The organism is Chryseobacterium sp. 2VB (assembly GCF_005503635.1).
Lineage (GTDB): Bacteria > Bacteroidota > Bacteroidia > Flavobacteriales > Weeksellaceae > Chryseobacterium > Chryseobacterium cupriresistens.
In genome coordinates this window covers 160,021-180,555 of sequence record NZ_SCNC01000004.1, presented here as the reverse complement: position 1 = coordinate 180,555, position 20,535 = coordinate 160,021, and the positions used below count along the sequence as shown (strand labels likewise).

Sequence of the window (20,535 nt, the reverse complement as noted above, 5' to 3'; positions counted from 1 at the left end):
TTTACTTTGAAATATATTTTGCATCTACAAAATCTGTTAACCAAACCCCATTTGCAGACTGGTAGAAAGATAATCCTTCCTGATGCATGGTTCCGGTTCTGATCGTAAGAATCACAGGCTTGCCGTGTCTCATTCCGACCTTTGCAGCAGTCTCTTTATCAGCGCTTAAGTGCACATGCTGACGGCTTCTTTTTTCAATACCTTTTTCCATGATAGATCTGATATTAGCTTCAGCAGTTCCGTGATAAAGAAATTCCGGCGGCTGTATAGCTTCCAGCGCCAGATCAATATCAATAGAATGTCCCTGACTCGCCCTGATCTTCGTTTTATCTTCGTTCAAAGCAAAACGCTTTTTGTTGTTCGTTTCTACCACCTCATCCAATTCTTCGGAGGTAAAATATATTCTTTTCTTTGCTGATTTCTCCCGCAGTTCTTCTATATCTGCCCAGCCATTTTCATCGAGTGTAAGCCCAATGCTTTCAGGCTGATGCCGCAGGATCAGGCTTAAAAATTTACTTATTTTTTTCTTTTCTATTTCGTTCATGGGTTGTGTTTTAATTCATTAATTTTTGGTGTAATTTCTCACACAATGCTTCAATATCATTCTTTCTCACCAGCTCAGAAATCCATTCTTGTGGAATATTTTCATATCCATAATAAATTCCGGCAATTCCTCCTGTGATAGCTCCCGTTGTATCGGTATCTTCCCCGAGGTTGACGGCCTTCAAAACAGCTTCAGCATAGCTTTCTGAGTTTAAAAAACACCATAGAGAGGCTTCCAGGCTGTGAAGAACATAGCCGCCGCTCTTAATTTCATATTCAGGATATTTGGAAATATCATTTTTTAAGATCCTTCTGAAAAGTTCAATTTCATTAGGATTAAATCCTTGTTCTTCAGCATATTTTAAAGTGATATTCTGTGTTTGCTCATATGCTTCTTTTTTATTCTTTCCTTTCAACAGTTGAATGGCAAAAATGACATAGATGAAACAGGCAAAGACAGAACGGAGATGGCCGTGAGTTATTGCAGAAACCTCTTTTACCGTCAGATAGAGTTTCTGAATATTATTTTCCTTCTCAAGATAGAAAGCGAGGGGAAGAATTCTCATCAGAGAACCATTCCCGTTATCTTCTTCAAAAATATTTCCTGAAAATCGTGCACTCTCACCTTTGATTAATCTCGCCAGAGAATGTCTTGTCGTTCCTCCAATGTCAAAAAGCCTTCCATGGGCAGTCCAGTGACCGTATTTATTCCATTTTACGAAACTCTGTCCGATTTTTTCCAGATCATATCTTTTGGAAAGTTCATCAGCAAGGCAAAGTGTAAGAGAGCTGTCATCACTCCAGGTTCCTTTGGGCTGGTTCCATGACATATACTCCAGCATTTTCGTTACCGGAAAACGTTTTAAATCTTCTCTTTTTTTGAATTCCACCGGAACTCCAAGTGCATCTCCAATACAAACACCCATAATTCCAGCTTTTACCTTATTTTCCATCAGGCTAAATTGACTAATTTATCAAATAATATTTTCATTCCCTGAGTGGCTGTTTCCTTCATTACTACAGCTCTCTGTCCGTATCCGAATCCCGTTTCATTAGGATTGATGACAATTAAAAGGCAGTCATCTTTGATATCATGAATCAGTCCTGCTGCGGGATATACCTGCAGAGAAGTCCCGATAACCAGCAGAATATCCGATTCTTTTACGATTTCTCTTGCCGTTTGATATAAAGGAACATCTTCTCCGAACCAAACGATAAAAGGTCTTAATTGCGCTCCATCTTCAGCTTTATCACCAATTTTAATATCCTCTTTTTGTTCATAAATCAGGTTTTTATTGTTGCATGAGCATGATTTGAACAGTTCTCCGTGAATATGAAGAATCTTAGTAGATCCTGCTCTTTCGTGAAGGTCATCAATATTCTGGGTAATGATCTGAACATCAAAATATTTTTCCAGCTCCGCCAGTAATTGATGCGCTTCGTTAGGTTGTACTTCATGCAGCTGGCGTCTTCTCTGATTGTAAAATTCCAGAACCAAAGCTCTGTCTTTTTTCCAGCCTTCCGGACTTGCTACATCCGTTACATTATGATTTTCCCAGAGACCGTCTCCGTCTCTGAAGGTTTTTATTCCGCTTTCGGCACTGATTCCTGCACCGCTTAATATGGTTAGTTTTTTCATGGGTTTAATCTAAAAGTTTTTGGTAAATTATCTCATTTTCATCATCAAAACAAACAAATATAACTTTCTCAATGATATCCGATTTAAAATTTCTGACCGCATCTACAGCAATTTTTCCAGCCAGTTCTTTTGGAAACCTATAAACTCCCGTACTGATATTAGGAAAAGCAATGGTTTTCACACCAAGGCTTTCTGCCAAATTCAAAGAATTATGATAACAGTTTGCCAGAAGAATGGATTCCTTTTCTTCGTGACCGTTCCAAACTGGTCCTACTGTATGAATAACATATTTTGCAGGGAGATTTCCTGCATTTGTTACTACCGCTTCTCCCGTTTTGCATTTTCCTTGTCTATTTCTGATCGCAACACATTCTTCCAATATCTGAGATCCTCCCACTCTGTGAATAGCTCCATCTACACCGCCTCCCCCAAGTAAGGATGAATTGGCTGCGTTAACAATTGCATCAGCTTGGATTTTTGTAATGTCTCCTTTTATTAGTTCTATTTTCATCTTAAATTGAGTTTTCTATTTAAAACCTCATCATCAAATAATAAAGGTTTTTCCTCAGGGATGATCAGGTTATCTAAATCATCATTCAGTACAAACTGATATTGTTCTGCCACAAAATCTGAAATATTTTCAATGAGAAGAATATCATCCTTAGAAAAAGATCGAATAAATTCATTCCTTAAACCAATCTGTATGGCTCTTCGTTCCAGTTTATTTCCAAAAGGATCATGATCCGGATCCCACTGCAGCCTGACTGAAGATTCTTTTACCTGCTTCTGCCAATCTTCTCTGGAAATCCCAAAACTTGTATTGTAAGAAGAATATATGGCATTTTCCAGATATTTTATGAAAGCTTCTTTCTTCAAATGAATAGCCAAAACATGCTCCTGACCTTCTTTTCTTCCCCAGCCATTTCTGTACATCATCCAAAGAAAATTTGGTTTTATCCAGGTCATTCTTTCCAAACTAAAACTTCCGCCAAAGAATTGATTCTTCACTGCAAATTCTCCAATTTCCTTTCTATAAGACTGATATACCACAATTTTTTCATCGTCATATTGAGCCATGATGTGATATCCTTGTGCAGGCCAGTCTTGTAATTGTTCTTTATATTTTTTTAGTTCTATTTTCATTGTATTTCTTCAAATGGTTTCAGCATTTCTTCTTTCTTGGTAAGCACTGCGAAAACCACTCTTTTAAATTTATTTTTATATTTTCCCTGAAGATGCTTTTTAAATAATCCTGCAATTTCTTTTGGATCATTTTTGAAGACACCGCATCCCCAGGCTCCTAAAATCAGAACTTCATTTCCTTGTTGTAAAGCCAGTGAAAGCATTTTATCCATTCTAAGATCCATTGCATCAAGAATTTCATGTGCTCTTTCCGGTTCCTGACGTTTTACCACCCCTGTATTGACTGCCGGAGACGTGATGAAATTACACAGAACAGGCTTAGGAAGCAACTCTCCCTTATCTTTCCTGAAAACAGGAACTTTAGGACTGTAAATCATTGTATCGGTATAAAAACAGGATTCCATTGCACGATGAATTGTGTAATAATCAAATGCCTGAAGTAAGCTTTCATACAGTCCGGAAGTTCTTGCCAGACTTTCTTCCTGTGCTTCTGCTCCATTGATAAATCCTCCACCCGGATTTTTTGCTGATGCAAAATTGAGACACATAATCTTTTCCTGATTTTCTTCTTCGGCTAATTGTAAAATTGCTTTTAAAGAACTGCACTTCCATGCTTCAATTTTTGTTTCAAAACTGATTTCCGGCAACGGAGATTCTTTCATTTCAGAAAGCTGTTCCGGAGTGAAAAGAGAGGTTTCTTTTTTACTGATTTCCAGCTCGTTTTCTATATTTATTTTTTCGTTATGTTCGTTAATATAATATTTTTTAGCTAAGATATCCAAAGTATCTTTTGCCATTCCTTTATTAGTCATAGTTACTTCTTTTATGTTGATCATCAAATCTTCCACCTCAGCGCTTGCGGCCTTCTTAAAGTCATCTCCTATAAAGACTTTGATTACTTTGATATCTCCTACAATTGCCTTATTAAAGCTGTTAAGATCCTCAGAAGGAACCCATAATTCATTGTGATTTCTAGCCCCAACATTCTGTGCAGGATATTGATCCGTCACTTTTTCCAACACCTCAAACCGGGTTACAAAACCAAGATAGTTTCCAGCTTCGTCTCTGGTGTTCCATTTTTCCGCAATCTCTGAAGCATATTCTTCATTAAGAATGGGGTAAAAAATGGGCTGCCATTCCAGTCTTGGAGGAAATTTTTTAAATCCGCTTTCCATAATCAAGATCATTTCTTTTTCTCCTACCGGTCTGTATAATGTTGTTGTTTTCATGACGTTCGTTTATTTGGTTATACTGTGGCTCCAATTCTGTAAGCCAGTTCTTTTGACAGAGGATAGTTTTTTTCTACCGGCAGCAGTTTTTTTGCCTTATCAAATTCTCCCGACCTGGTAAGATTCAGAATCTTCTTAACCAAAGGAGAATAATCCTCTATTTTTACAATCCATTCTTCATTGAACTCCTCAATCAATGCGCGGCTGATTCCTACCTGAATGGAACGGTAATTCAGTTTTGCTCCTTTAATATTCCTTTCAGGATCCCACTGCACATATATTCCGGCATTTTCAAAATCTTTTTCCCATTTTCGGGGATCGGGATAAACCCTTTTTTCAGGTGAAGTAAGAATTGCTTTGCTTAAAGCTTTCTCCCAGGCTTCTCTTTTAATATGTATGGCCAGGGTACATTCCTGATTGGGTTTCTGTCCATAGTTGCTGCGCTCCATCATCCAGAGAAAAGAAGGCTTTATCCAGGTCATCCTGTTGAATGAAAAAGGAGCTGTAAATTTCTGATTCTCTACGGCTGATTTTGCAATTGCTTCATTATAGGCTTGATAGACAATCAGCGTGTCATTTTTATAATCTGCTCTTATTTCAAATTCTTTCATTGTTAGTTAATTTATTCAAAATCATACACATATACCTCCACATTCTTTACAAGCAATGTTCTTTCGATAATAGGTTCAATTTTTTCCCATTTTCCTCCTGCCAGTCCACATCCGATTCTTGGCATGTGAACGCTTGCGTTCAGCAGCAAAGCTTCATTGGAAAGTTTTTCCAGAGCTTTTTCAATGGCATCATACCGAACAGGGACACCATTACTTCCGGTTTTTATTCCTTTTTGCCCGATTATATTGGCTACAAAAATGTATTTTTCAACCTGAACCAATTGAATTTCTCCTAATGCAAAATTATTTTTACTTCTGAAACGGTGCCAGTTTCTATATTCTTTTTCCGGCTCTTCCCATCTTTTGGAAACTGCCAGTACAAAACCTTTTCCCCAACCTCCGATATCATTGCAGATGTGGGCGATGATCTTTATTCCTTTCGCCTGTGGGACCGTAGCATCCCCTTTTAAATATTGTATCGTTTTCATGGTTATTTACTTTTATTCTCTATCATTTCCTCCTCTCCTAATAAAATTAACATTTTTAACTGCTGAATTTAAAAAATCCGTTTAAAATCTTTAGAATACGGAGAATAGGATCCATAGACAACATCAAATTCCTCATCAAGATTTTCTACTTTAAATTGTTCATCAATCTGATCCAGACAGGTAATGACAAGATTTTTTTTAACCGGAAATGCATAAGCTCCATCCAATTTTAAGGCATAATTCAGCAGTTTGTAATCTATTTCTCCGGTTCTTAGCTCCTTTTGATATTCATTGAATATACAGGTTTCTTCTTCATTGTTTTTCAGATTCATTTCTTTTTCATTGCTCATCCAGCCGTTTCCATGACGGGTAGAATAGCTTCTGGTGACATAATACATTTCAATATCTTCAATCTTTAAAAGCTTACAAATCTCACAGGCATTTTTTGAAGTCGTATATGCATAAGTCACATTGGGAAAAACGCCATGGTCCATATCGAGTAAAATACCCTGGCTTCCTTCAAAAACAAGGTGATCGAAGTTAGCCAGATAGTTATAGTCACTTATTTTCCAATCAATACTGTCAATAGCATCTAAAAAAGGCTGTAAAAGTTCACTAATTTCGTTTTCATCTATAAAGCCATAATAATAGGCAATTCCTTTCAACTTTTCCATCAGCATCTCTCTGGGCGCAATCAGGTCTGCAGCAAATAGTTTGTAAGGACTTTCGTGTCTTTTCATGGTAGCTCCCACTCCTTTTCCACAGGTTCCGTGTTCCAGATTACGGGCATTTGTTCTGTTCTGCCATACATCGAAAGGAGTTGTCAGCTTTGCCAATGGATGGATATGCAGCTCAATGTTTCCGTTCTTTGCTTTTAACTCTTCTCTTTCATTCAGAAGAAAAACCGGATGAATCGTACAATGCTCGGTAAAGTAAGAAGGCAGACCACGAAGTGCACCACTAGAAAAACTGGAATGCACATGCTTTCTTTCATCAATCATTACAGTATGAGCAGCCTGCTGACCTCCTGAAAATCTGATCACAACAGCCTCCGGATTCTGAGAAGCCAGGAAATCTGTAGTAATTCCTTTTCCTTCATCACCAAAACCAAGTCCTATTACTATTTGAGCCTTTTTCATGTCTTTTAATTTTTGAGTTTTCTAGTATTGTCATTCATATTTTATGACGACATTGACAGATTTCTAAAGCATCTGAAACTGATCCAATCCTCCTGTTCCTGTTGTTCCGATGCTTTTGTTTTTAAACTTATCACAGATAATGTTTTTAATAACATTCGGAATGTCCCTGTGATCTGCTATGGAAATACAGTTTTGTCCTAATAATTCTTTCCAGCCTCTGTCTGCTCTCAGTGCCTGATCGGAATGTAAAACACTGATGTGGAATACTTCATATTTTTTTTGTGCTTCTTCCAGGAGTTCAAAATGAGTATAGGTTTGCTGCCCTTTTCCCATAATTTCCCTGATGGCGGAAGCAGGAAGTGTTTTTAAACAAGGTTCATCACCTACGGTAAACAGTAATCCTTTTTGTCCTCTTTTTTCAAACGCATCGGTTCTGGTGTGAAATGCTGCAAAATACCATGCTAAAAGATAACTTTCACCTGCATTTCCACCTCCTCCGGATTCAATATAGGTTCGGGTAAGCCACATATCCAGTTCTGCATCTCCTGATTCGAACTGTCCCACCTGAAGCGGATAACCATCACATTCATGATCTCCGATTCCAAGGAACAATAAGGCCGGATCGGGAACACCTCCCTGGATGATTCCGCCCATCAGTTTTGGCAATCCATCTCTGATTAACTCGTGAGGGATATGGCCCATACTTCCGGTAACATCTAATCCTAAAATAATGGGAACTGAATTGGGGTGAACTTCCGAATCCCGGGATTCCCTGAAAGAAATTCCATATGGATTCATCGATTCATGAGCCATTCTTTTGGCATTCTGGGTGAAAATTTCCCCTGCGGATTTTGTTCCGTAACCTGCTTTTCTTGCTCTGTCATAACGAGCGTCTAAATCATATCTTGTACTTCCCATGCCTATAATTTTTTTCCAAATAAATATTCAAATCTCTTTTGGGTAACTTCGAGCTGAATATTCAGATTTCTGATTGTTAATGATAATTCCATGTCTTTCTGAACGAATGCTTCGGGATTGAAATCCGCAAAAGTCAGACTATTCCTGTCCAAAGGGCTGATATCAATAAGCCCTTCCTGTTCGCGCTCGAGCCTTTTGATTTTTAGTTCGATATCTTCCACTCTGCGCCTGTAGATCAATTCGGAATCTGCCCCGATGATCCTTGCACGGTCTTCTCTGATCTGATCATTATTTCTTTGTAATGATTCGATAAATCTGGGTTTTAATTCATCTTCCATGATCAAATATTTTTGTTTGTGTTAATATTACGCTAATTAAACAAGACATAGTAAAGCCTTTATCTTTTAAGAATGATTATTCCCTGTAATACATGATATCCGTTCTTAAAACATACTTTACTCCACTAATTAAAGTTTTTCCTTCGTGTCTGAGCGGATGATGAAAAATAAGAGCTGTTCCTTTCTTTGGAGCTACTGCAAACAGATTTTCAAATTCTGTTTCACCTCCTTCAAAATCATCATTCAGATAGATCATAAAAGTGTAAAAGCTTTTCTCTCTTTCATTTCGGATATAACTTCCGTCTCTGTGCATTTTGAACTGCTGCCCGGGAGCATATTTATAAACTCTGAGCATTTCATTAAAGTTAAGAATCTGATATCCATCATGTTCCTGAGGTAAAAAATCTACAGCCTTGTTAAAAAGCTCTTCAGCGATTGTTGTATCAAAAATCATCAGCCGGTCGTTATTTCTGATTCCTTTATTCATCTGCTGGCGTCCGAATACATTGATCTTTGCTTCTTCAAAGACTTTTTCCTGTGAAAGACTGATATAATGATCACATTCAGACTCAATCAGAAAATCTTCAATCAGAAATATCTGTGGGTGTAATTCTATTTTTTCCATAATTAATATTTTGTGTCTGGTTTGTGTTTTTACCTTCTTAATTCATCTCTTACTTCCATCAAAGCAAATCCTAAAAGGTTTTCTCCGTTCCATAATAAAGGGTTTTCAGCTTTGTTATCTGTTTCCAGCATCCCGATTCCCCAGATTCTATCATAAGGACTTGCCTCTACTAAAACTTTGTCTCCGGTTGATAAAAGAAAGTCTTTAAATTTCTGATTTTGAGAGAATTTCAAAAAATTTCCCCTGGTAACAATTTCAAATTTATGCTCGTCCCACTGTTTCGGATCAAAGTTTTTTACTTTTCTACCCAGAGCTTTTGCCTGATTCGGAGTAGCGGCTTTTAAAATTTCCTTTTCCATTTCAGCATCATTAAATAATCTTGCTTTTGCAGCCATCATATAATGTTCTGCTGTTCTATAGGTAATTCCGTTTTCTTCAAAACTTCCTGGAAACCATTGGCTGAAACATGATTTGGTAACAATATCTTTTGCCGTGTGTCCCCAGAAAAAGAGATATTTTATCTTTTCCTTTTTTTGAAAGCGTTCTATAATATTTTGTAAGGTATATTTCATGATTGCGTTATTTTGACACAAATTTAAAAGAATATCAGCGTTTGGACCAAATTTATTTGTGTTAATTTTACGCTAATAAATATAATTAATTGATTTCCAGCAATAAAAATTTAATCTTAACAAACACTAATCACACTAATTTTAATCACAAATGACACAAATTTGATAGGTTTCAGCTAAAACTGGTGGAATTTGATCTTAAAAATTGTTATTACATCAATGTCATTCTAAACACAGACTGAAGGTCTGCGAACGTAGTTCAACAGTGTAGTGAAGAATCTAACCAATTACGAGATTCTTCCTCCGTCAGAATGACAGAAGACCGATAATATAAGCTGGAGTCAAAGACATTTGTGAAATTTGTTTTTAAAACAAACTATTTGATTTCAAAATAAAAGCCCTGCTCTTCCAGCTCTTTATATTTTTCTTTATTGAAAGTAAAAAGTTTCCCGGGTCTGCCGCTACCCTCTTTTTTAACGTTATTGGTTTCGTTCAGGAGTCCGTAGCTCATGATTTTCTTGCGGAAGTTTCTTCTGTCAATTTCCTGTCCGACAATTGTTTTATAAAGGTTTTCAAGATCTGAAAAAGGGAATTCTTCATTGAGAAGATTGAAGCCGATCGGCTGGTATTGAATTTTTGTGCGAAGTCTTTTTAATGCTGTCTCAATAATGGTTTTGTGATCAAATGCTACTGATGGAAGTTTATTAATACTAAACCATTGTGCGTCATCGGCATCTGAATCGGCAAACAGTTCATGATAAGAAGGGTTTACAAGCCCCAAATAAGACACAGAAACCACTCTGTTTCTCGGATCGCGACCGAGATTACCAAATGTATAGAGCTGCTCTAAAAAATCGGGTTTTATGCCGGCTTCTTCGTAAAGTTCTCTTTTTACGGCATCATCTACACTTTCATCATCAAGAACAAGACCTCCCGGAAGGGCCCAACCTCCCTTAAAAGGTTCAATATTTCTTTTAATCAGAAGGATCTGAAGATCTTTTTTATCAAAATATCCAAAGATAACGGCATCTACAGCCACTTTTATATCCTGTAATTTTTTTGGAGACTCCATAATTTGATTTGCGTTATGAATACACAAAGTTACAATTTATGCCTGTATTAAAAAAAATTTTAATTAACATAAAAGTTCTTACCTTTAAGTTATCTTTCTAACCATCTTAAAACTAAATTATTATGAAAAATTTATTAGCAATTCTTTCTGCAGCTTTCCTGTTAACAGCTTGCGAGAAAGGAAAAACGACAGCTTCCACTGGTTCTGATAAAGCAGATTCAGCTTCTACATCTGAATGGAAACCTGTAGATTCCGCAACCGCCTTGAAAGACTGGATGGCGTACTCAACTCCGGGAGAAATGCAGAAAATGCTTGCAAAATCTGATGGAACCTGGACTGGTGAAACAACAATGTGGATGGAAAACGGGGCAAAACCTATGATAAGTAAATCCGAGGCTACCAATAAAATGATGTTTGGCGGACGTTATCAGATCACAAATCATAAAGGCGACTTTATGGGGATGCCTTTTGAAGGAATGAGCATTGTGGGATATGATAACGCAAAGAAAAAGTTTGTCAGTACATGGATCGACAATATGGGAACCGGAATCATGCATAGCGAAGGCGACTGGAACCCTTCCACAAAATCAGTTGAATTTAAAGGGAAAATGACAGATCCTTCAAGACCTGGAAAAGACTGTGATTTCAGAGAAGTATTCACTTTTGTGGATGATAATACTCAAAAGCTTGAAATGTACGGCCCTGATTCCAAGACCGGAAAGGAATATAAAACCATGGAAATAAAATATACGCGCAAAAAATAATCCATAAAAAAAACCGCTTCATCAGAAGCGGTTTTTACTTTATAATACATTAATAATTAATCATTTAACTTTAGTACAGCCATGAACGCTGATTGCGGTACTTCTACTCTACCAATCTGTTTCATTTTCTTCTTACCTTCTTTCTGCTTTTCCAATAGTTTACGTTTTCTGGAAATATCTCCTCCATAACATTTTGCGGTAACGTCCTTTCTTAAGGCTTTAATCGTTTCTCTCGCGATAACTTTCGTACCTAATGCTGCCTGAACAGCAATATCAAACTGTTGTCTAGGAATCAGCTCACGAAGCTTTTCACACATCCTTTTACCGATATAATAAGCATTAGAATCGTGAATCAATGAAGATAAGGCATCTACCATATCACCATTGATCAGGATATCCATTTTTACAAGCTTGGAAGCCCTGAATCCGATGGGATGATAATCGAATGAAGCATATCCTTTAGAGATAGATTTTAATCTGTCATAGAAGTCGAATACCACCTCAGCAAGAGGCATATTGAAAATTAACTCTACTCTTTCTGATGTCAGATAACTCTGGTTAACAATTTCTCCTCTCTTTTCAATACATAAAGTCATTACTGCTCCTACGAAATCGGATTTTGTAATGATAGACGCCTTGATGAATGGTTCTTCTACTCTGTCCATCGTTGAAGGATCCATCATTTCAGACGGGTTGTTGATCAAAATCGGAACTTCAGGCTCTTTTTTAGTATATCCAAAATAAGATACGTTCGGTACCGTAGTGATGACGTTCATATTAAACTCTCTGTCAAGACGTTCCTGAACGATTTCCATGTGTAGCATTCCTAAGAATCCGCAACGGAAACCAAAACCAAGGGCGGCAGAACTTTCAGGTTCAAAAACCAGAGAAGCATCATTCAGTCTTAATTTTTCAAGAGAGAATCTTAATTCTTCAAAATCTTCAGAATCAATTGGGTAGATCCCGGCAAATACCATTGGTTTTACTTCCTCAAATCCATCAATCGGAGCATCTGCAGGTTTTTCAAATGAAGTGATGGTGTCTCCTACTTTTACCTCACGGGCATCTTTAATACCCGATACGAGATATCCTACATCTCCGCAATGGATCGTTTTCTTGGGAACCTGCTTCAGTTTTAAGGTACCCACTTCATCAGCACCATATTCCTTTCCTGTAGCGAAGAATTTGATCTTTTCATTTTTGGTGATGCTTCCGTTCACTACTTTAAAATAAGCTTCAATACCTCTGAACGGGTTGTATACAGAGTCAAAGATCAAAGCCTGCAGTGGACCGTCAGGATCTCCTACCGGTGCAGGAATTCTTTCAACAATCTGCTCTAAAAGGTTATGAACACCTTCTCCTGTTTTACCGGAAACTCTCAATACATCTTCATATTCGCATCCGATAAGGTTCATGATCTCATCGGTTACTTCTTCAGGATTTGCAGACGGAAGGTCAATTTTATTCAGAATCGGAATGATCGTTAAATCATTTTCCAATGCAAGATACAGGTTACTAATGGTCTGTGCCTGAATACTCTGTGCAGCATCTACAATAAGAAGTGCACCTTCACAGGCAGCAATAGAACGGGATACTTCATAAGAGAAGTCAACGTGTCCCGGGGTATCAATAAGGTTTAAAATATATTTTTCTCCTTTATACTCATAATCCATCTGGATCGCATGTGACTTGATTGTAATCCCACGTTCTTTCTCCAGATCCATATCATCAAGCGTCTGAGACTGTAATTCTCTTTGGGTAACGGTATTCGTGTACTCCAATAGACGGTCTGCCAGGGTACTTTTACCATGGTCGATATGAGCGATTATGCAAAAATTTCGTATGTTTTTCATTTAAGAATCTTGTAATTTGCAAAGATAAGAAAATGCAGGAGAATTTTTCATTCTTAATTCTTTCTTTTAACTGAAACACAGATAACAATAAGAAAAGAGGGAAAATTTTTCCTCTTTTTAAATATTATTTTGTTTTGCCAAAGTCTTCCGGTAACACATAATTTCCGGTAAAAGGATCAAGATAAACTTTAGGTCCTGCAGTATTCTTTCTTTTGCCTGATAAACTGACATCTATCACTGCACCAATAACGCCACCAATCAGACCTCCTGCTGCAGCCCCAATTGTAACCCCTGTTGTAACCGTTTCAGGAAATAATTCTGCTTTTGTTGCCTCTATAAAAACCCCATTATGATCTTTGAAAATCTCAGTGTAACCCACAGGAATATTTTTATATGCGATACCCTTATAGACAAAAGCATAAAAATGTCTTATTGCCGATTTTTCATCTCCTTTTACAGCCTTTGTAATGATTCCCTTATCATTAGCCTGCAAAGTAAATCCGGGTTCAGGATTATGAGTAAAAAAGCTATAATAGTCTTTGTAAACCCCTTCTTTAAGTTCATTTGCTTTTAGAATACTCAATTTTTCTTTTAATACAGAGGCATAATCAGGAAACTCATTTTCTGAAATGCTAAGTTCCCAAGGGGTTGCTTTATAGGAGTCTTTAAAAAGATCAGTAAGAATTAAAGTCACTTTTCTTGCCAGACTTTGTGCCAGATAAGGTGTTGTACGTGATGAGACTGTTGCCACAGTATCTATTCTATCCATAAAATGATATCCGTCTTCTTTTTTAATAAATATACCTGCCTTTAATTCAAGCTTTCCAATAGAATACTTTTCCTTTTTATCTTCTGAAATATTTAAATTTTCAAGCAAAAAAACCATATCATTATTTCCTCGTGACGGATTGTACTTATAAAACCAATCCTGTATGTCTTTGCTGGCATTATTTTCGAAAACAACTTTTACCTCGTCCTTGTGGTGCATAACAATTCCAATTTCTTGATTTGCCCTTTGATCTATTACCGTAAGACTCTTGATAGAATTTTTGCCATCTTTAATGGATTTTGAAAGATCAATGGTTTCTATTTTCTGTGCTGATGCAAAAACTGAAATCAATAAAAAGAAAAAAATGTTTCTCATAATTTATGTTTTAACTTCAACAAAAATAGGAATTTACAGCAAAATTAAACAGCTCTCACAGAAAGATCTGTAAGAGCCGTCCAACATTAAAAAAATAAACTATTATGGGTTCTGTTTAGGTCCCGAAGCATTGTTATGGTTTCCGTGAGGTCTTCTTTCGTCCATTTTATCCTTCATCATTTTCTCGGATTGAAACAGCTTCAAAACTTTCTGGCAGGGAATTACCTGCTGCATTTTATCTGCGTATTTCTTTCTGTTATCCAATAACTTCTGTCCCAATTCAAAACTTTGCTGCAATTTTGCTTTAGCCTCGTCATCCGTTAAGGATTCAGGATCAAAGTTTGAATTAAACTGACTTTTTATCTGCCTCTGGCTATCGAGATATTCGTTATACAATTGTGTAAATTCGGCTTTATCGTCTGGATCAACATTAAGATTATCCATGATCATATTGTCCCTGAATTTCTTCAGGAGTTCTTTTCTCTCTTCCGGAGAAAGATTATTGATGACTTCTTTCCTTTGTTTAGGATCCATCTTTTTCCAATCATAATCCGTTCTTTGGGCATTCAATCCAAAGCCATAAATAATCAAAAACGTCAATAATATCTTTTTCATTTTCTTTTAATTATAAATATCCAAATAAACGTCCTGAGTCGAATTACTTGCTAATTCTGCAATTTCAGAATTAGAAAACGAGTCAAGATATTCATTTATTCGTGTTTCTTCTTTTTTCTTTACAGTTTTCACCGGTTCAGGGGTCTCTGCAGTTTTTTTGGTTTCGTTTGCACTTTTAGAAGCGTAGACATTGTTATTTTTTTGATTGTCAACTGTTTGATCATTATTTTCAACAGAAGTTAAATCAGATTTTAAAGTTTCATAAGCCAGCTCGCTTTCTGTTTTCGGCGCTCCGTCATTGGCAGCATAAGCTGTTTTAGAGTTCAGTATCTGTTCAGGGGAATCATTATCTGAATTAAAAACATAAGTTGCTCCAAAAATCAAAGCCAGTGATGCTGCAGCAGCATACATCCACTTCAGCTTAAAGACAGGTGCTTTTTTACTTGCCTTTATATCATTCATAACGTTCTCCTGAATATTTTGAAACAAATCATCAGGAACTGTGTAAATGTTTTTACGCTCTAATTTTTCTATGTCGAACTCTTTCATCTTTGTTGGTCAAAAATTATTTTTCGTAATTTTCTTTAATATACTCTTCTATTTTCTGTTTGGCATAATGATAATTTGTTTTCAAAGTGCCTACCGACATATCCACAATTTTTGATATTTCTTCGTAGGGCAAATCATCATAATACCGCATCATAAATACCAGTTTCTGCTTTTCGGGCAGGCTCTGTATAGCGTTCTGCAGTAAAATCTGTATTTCTTCAGCATCTCCTTCCGTATTATCTGCGACGAGATTCTGCATATGATACTCTGGATCCTCATCCGTTTTCTGCATTTTTTTCATTTTGTTGACCTGTTGTAGTGCTTCGTTGGTAGCGATTCTGTACAACCAGGTATACAACTGGCTATCATTTTTAAACTGATGAAAATTCTGATATGCTTTAATAAAAGTTTCCTGCAAAGTATCCTGTGCAAGATCTCCGTCCACAATAATTCTTCGTATGTGCCAGTACAATCTGCTTTGATAGGCATCCATCAAGGCACGAACCCCTTTATCCTGGGTTCGTGGATTTTGCATCAACGAAATAATTTCCGCGTCCTTAATCTTCATAAGATGCCTTCATTGTTTTGGATTACAAAAATAGCTGAAAGTTAAATTAAAAATTCAATTTTCATTTTAAATATTAAAAATAATATGAGACACTTACGCAATAAACGTGCCTATATTGAAGTACAAGATTTCTGAAGTGTTCTTCCTTTCCCGGCTCAGCTTAAAATCTTATATTTGTTATATGCAAATTGTAATCATCGGTTCCGGAAATGTTGCCTATCATATGGCAAAAGCTTTCACGTTGAAAAGCATTCCTGTGGCGCAGCTATTTGGGAGGAACGAAAAAGAATTAAGTAAAATCTCTGAAGAATTAAATATTCCTTGCTCTACAGATCATCTGGAAGAAGCAGATCTTTATATTCTTTGTGTAAGCGATCATTCTGTGGAAGAAGTCTCAAAAATTATTACAAAAAAAGATTGTCTGGTGGCCCATACCTCAGGATCTCTTCCAAAAGAAGTTCTGGCTGGTGAGTATAGAAAATCCAGCTTCTACCCTTTACAGACTTTTTCAAAATCCAAGGAACTTGACTATGAAAAAATTCCGTTTTTTATAGAGGCGGAAAATGAAAAAGATCAAAAAATATTGTTTGATCTTACTTCAAAGATTTCGGAAAGAGTAATGGAAAGCAATCACGAAAAAAGAAAATATATTCACCTGACGGCTGTATTTGCCTGCAATTTTGTGAATCATCTTTTTTCAAGGGCTAAAGAAATTTCAGATTCCCAGGATATTCCGTTTGATTATTTCTTGCCGCTGATTGATGAAACGGTTCAGAAAATTCATGAAATTGAACCTAAAATGGCACAAACGGGCCCCGCAGTAAGAAATGATGTAAGGATTTTACAGCTGCATGAACAATTATTAAAAGACGAAAGTCTTGAAATTTATAAAACAATGAATCATTCTATTCAGGAAATGTATGAGCTATAAAGAGAAATTAAAAGATATTAAAGCATTTGTATTTGATGTTGACGGAGTTTTCACAGACGGAAGCGTATATCTGCTTCCCGGAGGAAATATGTGCAGGGTAATGAATGTCCTGGACGGTTATGCAGTAGTAAAAGCTTTAAAAAACAATTATTTAATTGGGGTTATTACGGGAGGAAATGATGAAATGGTAAAGCACAGAATCAATTATCTGGGTATTCAGGACTACTATCCGAAGTCTCACAATAAAATGAATGATTTTGAAGATTTTAAGAAGAAATACAATCTTAAAAATGAAGAAATTCTGACCATGGGTGATGATCTTCCGGATATTCACATCATGGAAAGTTCAGCCATTGCGGCATGTCCTGAAAATGCGGTTCCTGAAGTAAAAGGAATTTCCGATTATATTTCCCCGAAAAAAGGTGGAACAGGGGCGGTTCGTGATGTCATTGAACAGGTAATGAAAGTTCAGGGAAACTGGCATGACGATAATACTCAATCTGTATAAGTATCTGTATGAAATTACTTTTAGCATCACAATCCCCAAGAAGAAAAGAACTTCTTTCGAGTTTAGGCTTTGAATTTGAAGTCGTAAAAATAGACTGTGAAGAAATTATTCCGGAAACTATCAAAATACAGGAAGCGGCCGCTTATCTTTCTGACTTAAAAGCAGATGCTTTCAGAAGTCTGGAGGAAGATGAAGTACTTCTGACTGCCGATACGGTAGTTGCTATCGACAATCAGATCCTTGGTAAACCTAAAGATGAAGCGGATGCCTTTAAAATGCTTCAAAACCTTTCAGGAAGAACGCATCAGGTGTATACGGGAATTACCATCAAAACCGCCGGAAAATCGATCACTGAAACCGATGTGGCTGATGTTACTCTGGACAAGCTTTCGGATGAAGAAATAAACTATTATATTCAGAACTATAAGCCTTTCGACAAAGCCGGAAGTTATGGTGTCCAGGAATGGCTGGGAATGGCAAAGATCACAAGTCTTACCGGAAGTTATTATACCATTATGGGGCTTCCTACCCATCTTGTTTATAAAATACTGAAAGAATCTTCTCTGATTTAAAAGATTATCAGGGTCAAAACTCCCATTAAAGAAGAAATAAAATATTTCCGCCAGAAATATAAATATTATTCATTATAAAATTTTATTATTTTTACAAAATCATCAAACTGCTGATAATAAAAAGCAGATTAGCGAGTTATATTGAATAATGAAAAAGAATATATTATTCCTTTTAGTCATATGTCTTGTTGCTTCCTGTGCTACCAAAACAAAAAAGCCGGAGCAGCGTTCAAGAGTATTGAAAGGATTTTCCACATATTACAACACTCTCTTTAATGCAAAAGATGCGTTAAACAGTGAGTTTACAGCCAGAGATAAAGGGCATAAAGACAATTTCTATGCTCCCTATATTCCCATTCTTACTTACGAAGAACAACCTTTGGGCAGTGATCTCGGGCAGACTGAAGCTTTTGCTGAAAACTCTATGAAGATGGCAGAAGTAGCCAACAGACCTTCAGGAAGAGGCAATTCAGGAATTCCGAATATTCCCGGCGGACCTCAGGGAAACGGTCCTTCAAGACCTGACGGAGAAGAGAATAAAGGAGCCACTACTCTGGAAATTGCAGAAGCTAAAGCTTTAAAAGCAATTAATAAATATTCTGTAACCAGAAATGGTGAAGAGAAAAACAAGCAGATTTTTGATGCCTACATGATCCTTGCGCAGGCAAGAATTTACCGTGGTAAATCTCTGGAGGCCCTGGATGCTCTCAATTATGTTTTCACCCGTATGAAGGATGATAAGAGAATTGCACTTGCAAGGATTTATCAGGGTCTTGCTTATGATCAGATCAAAGATTATCACAGAGCGCATGAAACATTTGCGAAACTGAAAAGTGAAGATATCAGTAAAAGTTATGCAAAACTGCTAAGCATTTACTATTCCGAATCTCTTCTTGATGCCGGTAAGAAAGAAGAAGCTGCCAAGGAACTTGACAATGCTTTTGACCTCAATACAAACAGAAAACTGAAGAGCAGAATCGCTTACCTTAGAGGTCAGGTGCTGGAAAACCTGAACCAGAATGATAAAGCAAGAGAAAGCTATGCTGCCGCGTATAAGTATGCCAGTGATTTCGAATTTGAAGTAAAATCTCAGGTCGCCATCGCCAAAACTTTCAACGGTAAAGGTGATTATGCAGGAGCCAAAAATTATCTGGAAGGAATCAGTAAAAAAGGGATGTATGGATCCAGAAAGAACGAATTTTACTATGCCTTAGGTTTGATGGCCAATAAAGCAGGCAAAAAAGATGAAGCTCAGCAATTCTTCAGAAAATCGCTTTTTGAAAAGGTTTCCGATCCTCAGATCCGTGGATTGGCTTATTATGAAATAGGAAAAAGCTATCTTGATAAGAATGATTATATCGGAGCCGGAAGTTATTATGATTCTGCACTTGCTGTAATGACTTATGAGCCTTCAAAAATACTGTTAAAAGACCAGTCTGAATACATTAAAAAGATTTCCAAAAACTACTATCTGATCAAAAAGAATGACAGTATTCTTTCTCTGGCAAAAATGAATGATGCTCAGAAAACAGACTATTTCACAAAATATATTGCCAAATTAAAGATTAAAGAAGAGAAAGAGGAACAGGAAAGAAGACGTGCGGAAAGAAGTAAAGGTTTTGATACCGGAGATTACAGTGCCAATTCTATTTTTGCCAATAGCGGCAATTCTTTTGAAGACTTTGGAGTCACTACAAAAGGTTTTTATTTCAGCAATTCAGGAACGGTAAGCAAAGGAACCTCTTCATTTAAGCAGATCTGGGGAGACCGGGCTCTTGCTGATAACTGGCGTTCTTCCAAGAAAATGGCCTCTATTGAAGATATGAAAAATGAAGCGTTGGGAGTAGCCTCAGCGCCTAATCCAAGACGTTTTGAGCCTGCGTACTATATTGAACAGATTCCTACGGATCAGGGGAAATTATCTCAGTTAAAAAAGGACAGAGATACCGCTTCATTAGGTCTGGGAATTATGTATCAGAATTATTTTACCAATACTCCACTGGCCACGAAAACGCTTTATGATCTTGTGGATATAAAGCCGGAAGAAAAAGTGATGTTACAGGCATTGTATGAGATTTTTGCCATGAATTATGAGAAAAATCCACAGGCTTCTGAAAGAGCAAAACAAATTCTCCTGGCAGATTATCCATATACTTCTTATGCAGAATTTGCCAGAAATCCTAAGAATAAATCATTTGTAAAATCAACCGAAGAAGTTGAAAACGAATACAAAAAGGCATATGCGCTATTTGAATCCGAAAAATTTGCAGAAAGTAAAGATCTGATCGATCAGACGATTCAGAAGTATCCGAAAGATGCTCTGGTTCCCAAGCTGTATTTATTAAATGCTTTCAATGCAGGAAAATCAAGTGGAAAGGAAGTTATGATTCTGCAGCTTGAACAGATTGCCCTGAATTATTCCAAGACACCTGAAGGCATACGAGCCAAAGAAATGTTGAATTACCTGAAAAGTGATTTGAGCTTCCAGGCAACGGATAATAAAGGAAATTCTATTCCTCAGCAGCCGTCAGGAGCACCAGTACAGCCTAGCAGCCAAAATACGGGAGTTCCACAAATGAACAGCGGAAAAGTACAGAAGCTGGATACGATGCAGAACATTAATACGAATACTGCTCCACAAAATCCTAAAAAGCCGAACGAAACAAAATCGGGTTCCAAGATCCCGCCAAGACCTCAATAAAATAAAAAAGCGA

At 36.9% G+C, this 20,535-nt stretch carries 24 protein-coding genes; 5 read left to right on the top strand and 19 right to left on the bottom strand.

Annotated features, from left to right (window positions below; genetic code table 11):
* Position 1 precedes the first annotated feature (1 nt).
* The 14 genes from FFS26_RS06285 to FFS26_RS06220 all read right to left on the bottom strand — a co-directional run bounded on the left by FFS26_RS06285 (position 2) and on the right by FFS26_RS06220 (position 10,317).
* The gene (locus tag FFS26_RS06285; protein WP_137904573.1) at positions 2-544 is read right to left on the bottom strand and encodes an RNA 2'-phosphotransferase; all 543 of its coding nucleotides are present in this window, start codon (positions 542-544) and stop codon (positions 2-4) included.
* A 10-nt stretch (positions 545-554) separates the two neighbouring features.
* Positions 555-1,496 (bottom strand): ADP-ribosylglycohydrolase family protein, encoded by a 942-nt coding sequence (locus FFS26_RS06280; RefSeq protein WP_137904572.1) that lies wholly within the window; start codon positions 1,494-1,496, stop codon positions 555-557.
* Entirely contained in the window at positions 1,496-2,182 is a 687-nt protein-coding gene (locus FFS26_RS06275) for an SIR2 family NAD-dependent protein deacylase (RefSeq protein ID WP_137904571.1), read from the bottom strand. Before FFS26_RS06275 ends, FFS26_RS06280 begins: the two co-directional genes overlap by 1 nt.
* 4 nt (positions 2,183-2,186) lie before the next feature.
* Positions 2,187-2,693, bottom strand: coding sequence for an O-acetyl-ADP-ribose deacetylase (locus FFS26_RS06270; protein ID WP_137904570.1), 507 nt, complete (start codon positions 2,691-2,693; stop codon positions 2,187-2,189).
* Positions 2,690-3,325, bottom strand: a complete 636-nt coding sequence (locus FFS26_RS06265; RefSeq protein ID WP_137904569.1) for a DUF4291 domain-containing protein — start codon at positions 3,323-3,325, stop codon at positions 2,690-2,692. Before FFS26_RS06265 ends, FFS26_RS06270 begins: the two co-directional genes overlap by 4 nt.
* Positions 3,322-4,554 carry a TIGR02452 family protein gene (locus FFS26_RS06260; protein ID WP_228449398.1) on the bottom strand — a complete coding sequence of 411 codons (1,233 nt, stop codon included), beginning with the start codon at positions 4,552-4,554 and terminating at the stop codon, positions 3,322-3,324. The genes FFS26_RS06265 and FFS26_RS06260 overlap by 4 nt, the downstream gene beginning before the upstream one ends.
* Positions 4,555-4,571: 17 nt before the next feature.
* Positions 4,572-5,165: a DUF4291 domain-containing protein gene (locus tag FFS26_RS06255; RefSeq protein WP_137904568.1), complete on the bottom strand. Its 594-nt coding sequence runs from the start codon at positions 5,163-5,165 to the stop codon at positions 4,572-4,574.
* An 11-nt stretch (positions 5,166-5,176) separates the two neighbouring features.
* Entirely contained in the window at positions 5,177-5,653 is a 477-nt protein-coding gene (locus FFS26_RS06250) for a macro domain-containing protein (protein WP_137904567.1), read from the bottom strand.
* Between the two features lie 68 nt (positions 5,654-5,721).
* Positions 5,722-6,792, bottom strand: a complete 1,071-nt coding sequence (locus tag FFS26_RS06245) for an adenylosuccinate synthetase (protein WP_137904566.1) — start codon at positions 6,790-6,792, stop codon at positions 5,722-5,724.
* A 63-nt stretch (positions 6,793-6,855) separates the two neighbouring features.
* The gene (locus tag FFS26_RS06240) at positions 6,856-7,710 is read right to left on the bottom strand and encodes a hypothetical protein (RefSeq protein ID WP_110008936.1); all 855 of its coding nucleotides are present in this window, start codon (positions 7,708-7,710) and stop codon (positions 6,856-6,858) included.
* 2 nt (positions 7,711-7,712) lie between these two features.
* Positions 7,713-8,048, bottom strand: a complete 336-nt coding sequence (locus FFS26_RS06235) for a hypothetical protein (RefSeq protein ID WP_137904565.1) — start codon at positions 8,046-8,048, stop codon at positions 7,713-7,715.
* A 76-nt stretch (positions 8,049-8,124) separates the two neighbouring features.
* Entirely contained in the window at positions 8,125-8,673 is a 549-nt protein-coding gene (locus FFS26_RS06230; protein ID WP_137904564.1) for a 2OG-Fe(II) oxygenase, read from the bottom strand.
* 29 nt (positions 8,674-8,702) lie between these two features.
* Positions 8,703-9,245 (bottom strand): NADAR family protein, encoded by a 543-nt coding sequence (locus FFS26_RS06225; RefSeq protein ID WP_137904563.1) that lies wholly within the window; start codon positions 9,243-9,245, stop codon positions 8,703-8,705.
* A gap of 376 nt (positions 9,246-9,621) precedes the next feature.
* The gene (locus FFS26_RS06220; protein WP_137904562.1) at positions 9,622-10,317 is read right to left on the bottom strand and encodes an NUDIX hydrolase; all 696 of its coding nucleotides are present in this window, start codon (positions 10,315-10,317) and stop codon (positions 9,622-9,624) included.
* Positions 10,318-10,439: 122 nt separating this feature from the next.
* Here FFS26_RS06220 and FFS26_RS06215 point away from each other — a divergent pair, with 122 nt between their 5' ends.
* A complete protein-coding gene (locus FFS26_RS06215; protein ID WP_137904561.1) occupies positions 10,440-11,081 on the top strand; it encodes a DUF1579 domain-containing protein in 642 nt (213 codons plus the stop codon).
* Positions 11,082-11,137: 56 nt separating this feature from the next.
* Here the strand turns inward: FFS26_RS06215 and lepA are convergent, their stop codons facing one another.
* From lepA to FFS26_RS06190, 5 genes are all read right to left on the bottom strand, one after another.
* The gene (gene lepA, locus FFS26_RS06210; protein ID WP_062672783.1) at positions 11,138-12,934 is read right to left on the bottom strand and encodes a translation elongation factor 4; all 1,797 of its coding nucleotides are present in this window, start codon (positions 12,932-12,934) and stop codon (positions 11,138-11,140) included.
* Positions 12,935-13,058: 124 nt separating this feature from the next.
* Positions 13,059-14,078: a hypothetical protein gene (locus FFS26_RS06205; protein WP_137904560.1), complete on the bottom strand. Its 1,020-nt coding sequence runs from the start codon at positions 14,076-14,078 to the stop codon at positions 13,059-13,061.
* 102 nt (positions 14,079-14,180) lie between these two features.
* Positions 14,181-14,693 carry a hypothetical protein gene (locus FFS26_RS06200; protein ID WP_137904559.1) on the bottom strand — a complete coding sequence of 171 codons (513 nt, stop codon included), beginning with the start codon at positions 14,691-14,693 and terminating at the stop codon, positions 14,181-14,183.
* Between the two features lie 6 nt (positions 14,694-14,699).
* The gene (locus tag FFS26_RS06195; RefSeq protein ID WP_137904558.1) at positions 14,700-15,242 is read right to left on the bottom strand and encodes a hypothetical protein; all 543 of its coding nucleotides are present in this window, start codon (positions 15,240-15,242) and stop codon (positions 14,700-14,702) included.
* A gap of 16 nt (positions 15,243-15,258) precedes the next feature.
* Complete coding sequence (locus FFS26_RS06190; protein WP_110008945.1) at positions 15,259-15,810, bottom strand: RNA polymerase sigma factor; 552 nt, start codon at positions 15,808-15,810, stop codon at positions 15,259-15,261.
* 181 nt (positions 15,811-15,991) lie between these two features.
* On the opposite strand from FFS26_RS06190, the gene FFS26_RS06185 reads away from it, so the two are divergent.
* The 4 genes from FFS26_RS06185 to FFS26_RS06170 all read left to right on the top strand — a co-directional run bounded on the left by FFS26_RS06185 (position 15,992) and on the right by FFS26_RS06170 (position 20,522).
* A complete protein-coding gene (locus FFS26_RS06185; protein WP_137904557.1) occupies positions 15,992-16,741 on the top strand; it encodes a Rossmann-like and DUF2520 domain-containing protein in 750 nt (249 codons plus the stop codon).
* Positions 16,731-17,249, top strand: a complete 519-nt coding sequence (locus tag FFS26_RS06180) for a KdsC family phosphatase (protein ID WP_062672795.1) — start codon at positions 16,731-16,733, stop codon at positions 17,247-17,249. Before FFS26_RS06185 ends, FFS26_RS06180 begins: the two co-directional genes overlap by 11 nt.
* A gap of 8 nt (positions 17,250-17,257) precedes the next feature.
* Positions 17,258-17,821 carry a Maf family protein gene (locus tag FFS26_RS06175; protein ID WP_110008947.1) on the top strand — a complete coding sequence of 188 codons (564 nt, stop codon included), beginning with the start codon at positions 17,258-17,260 and terminating at the stop codon, positions 17,819-17,821.
* A 148-nt stretch (positions 17,822-17,969) separates the two neighbouring features.
* Entirely contained in the window at positions 17,970-20,522 is a 2,553-nt protein-coding gene (locus FFS26_RS06170; protein ID WP_137904556.1) for a tetratricopeptide repeat protein, read from the top strand.
* Positions 20,523-20,535 lie beyond the last annotated feature (13 nt).